This window comes from Chamaesiphon sp. OTE_20_metabat_361 (genome assembly GCF_031364565.1).
In genome coordinates, this window is record NZ_JANLWO010000416.1 from 1 (window position 1) to 1,934 (window position 1,934).

Genomic DNA, 1,934 nt, shown 5'->3' on the forward strand with positions numbered 1-1,934 from the left:
TCGTCTAATGTATTGCTCCAAGACCCACATTTATTATTTATGCTAATAGTAATGGTCTTGTTATTTGCGCTGACGATGTATTTGGTTGAATCAATGAAACCAGATGCCAAAATATCGTTTATCTTCTTAGTTTTCTTAGCCACGATCGTCGTGCCGCAACTAATTAGAAGTTACAATGAAATCGCGCCGATGGTAGCGACTCAGGACTATCTCGCGCTCGCTAGAATCAAAGAAAGCGATGGCAAGACCGAAGACGCTATTAAGTATCTCAAAATTTATAGCAAACGTGTCGATCGCGGCGAACTCCAAAAACAAGTTAACGATCGAATCGACAATCTCCGCAAACAACAATTCAAACGCGAATCCACTACCAAAATCAAACTCAAAGATAATTAGGTTCTCCAGCAATTATGGTGATAAGCAAGACTTGTTGAAAGGGGGGAAAGGGGAAAGGGTAAAGCCGCTGTCCATCAACTAGGTTTCAGGCATAATCTATTTCATAAATAATTGCGCCTACCTACTTATTCATCGTCGAATCCAGTCTGAGTTAAGGGCTGGATTCGAGCGGGCGATTTATTCAGTTGCTACCAATCGCCAGTCGATCTGCATCGACTTCCCCCGCTCGCTCACTTGCCAGTTCATCGTAGCAATTCTCGTCATGCGATCCAAATTATCGCGAAGTTCCTGTCTGCTGTTAAATCCTTCTAACCGATCCAAGATTCTGCCGTTAGTAAATAAAATCAACGTCGGCAGCGTTCTTAGTTTATAAGTACTAGCCAATTTGAGATTGTCATCAGCATTGACATTAACTAACTTAATCTGCCCGTCCCAGCGATCGTGAAAGTCAATTAATGTCGGTTCGATCGCTTTGCACAACCCGCACCACGGTGCGCCGAAATTGGCTAGTACAGGAATCGATGAAGTCAAAACCCGCTCTTTGAAATTCAAATCTGTTACAAAATGGATCATACAACACGATTAAGTGAATATTAAATCTTTTCTTATATAGCTAATCATTTTAACGCTAATTATCGCGATTGGGCTACAGGGATCGGCGAATAAGTATGAGGGATCGAGACAATATGAGAGCGAAGGTAGAATCGATCGCCCTCGATTAGCTAATCGATCGCCCTTTAAAAGGGTACCCGCGCAGTCATCTGAATCAACCACGGGTGTCCCCATGAAAACAATAATACAAACGCTACTACACCAACATAGGCAGGACGCAGAAACTCCGCTAGCTTTAGTTGCTGTCTGCCATCTAGAATCGCCAGGAACGGCACGATCGAGGTGCGCGCCTTAACTAGTTCAAATTCCTTGCCATACCGCTTTCCTAGCCGATAATCGCCGTGCCAGACTGCAAATAAATGATGTAGCATCAAGCCGATCGAAGTCACCAATGTAAAACTCGTCCCCAGCCAGAGGGTGTGGGCGATGCACCAAATTAATTGCCCGACCATCTGCGGATGCCGCGTCACCCGCATGATGCCTGTCTCATAGATGCGTACCTGCGGTTTGAGGACAGCGGCGACTTCGAGCAGATTGAAGGTAGCTGGATAGAGAAATAAAAATGAAACAAATGACAAGATCCAAACCAGCGGCTCGATCCAAGGGGTACCCTGTACCTGCCACAATTGCCAGCCATCATAGCGATGGTTGAAAAAATAAATAATCAGGATAGTCGCAAATGGAATACTCACTAATGCGAATATGACGCGATACAATCGTGCGCCGATTTTCTGCTCTGCCCAAGGGCGCAGCGCGGCTAGTCCGCTATGAGCGATCGCAAAACCAAGTAGCAATCCCAGGATAATTCCGTGGCTGGGAGTCAATGAGTCTAGAGGCATTTTAAATTAATTGAGAATTGAGAATTGAGAATTGAGAATTGCGGATGCGCGCTCGTCGGGTTTCCCGACGGTTTGCGAAAAGTGCGG

3 protein-coding genes are annotated in these 1,934 nt (G+C 45.2%); 1 reads left to right on the forward strand and 2 read right to left on the reverse strand.

From position 1 onward, the window contains the following. The coding region (locus tag RMO35_RS12080) for a hypothetical protein (RefSeq protein ID WP_309741498.1) at positions 1 to 396 on the forward strand (396 nt) is incomplete at its 5' end. Between the two features lie 177 nt (positions 397 to 573). Here the strand turns inward: RMO35_RS12080 and RMO35_RS12085 are convergent. Both RMO35_RS12085 and RMO35_RS12090 read right to left on the reverse strand, forming a co-directional pair. Beyond that, on the reverse strand, positions 574 to 969 hold the full coding sequence (locus RMO35_RS12085; RefSeq protein WP_309741499.1) for a thioredoxin family protein: 396 nt from the start codon (positions 967 to 969) through the stop codon (positions 574 to 576). A gap of 164 nt (positions 970 to 1,133) precedes the next feature. Continuing rightward, a complete protein-coding gene (locus RMO35_RS12090; RefSeq protein ID WP_309741501.1) occupies positions 1,134 to 1,847 on the reverse strand; it encodes an NnrU family protein in 714 nt (237 codons plus the stop codon). Between the last annotated feature and the right edge of the window lie 87 nt (positions 1,848 to 1,934).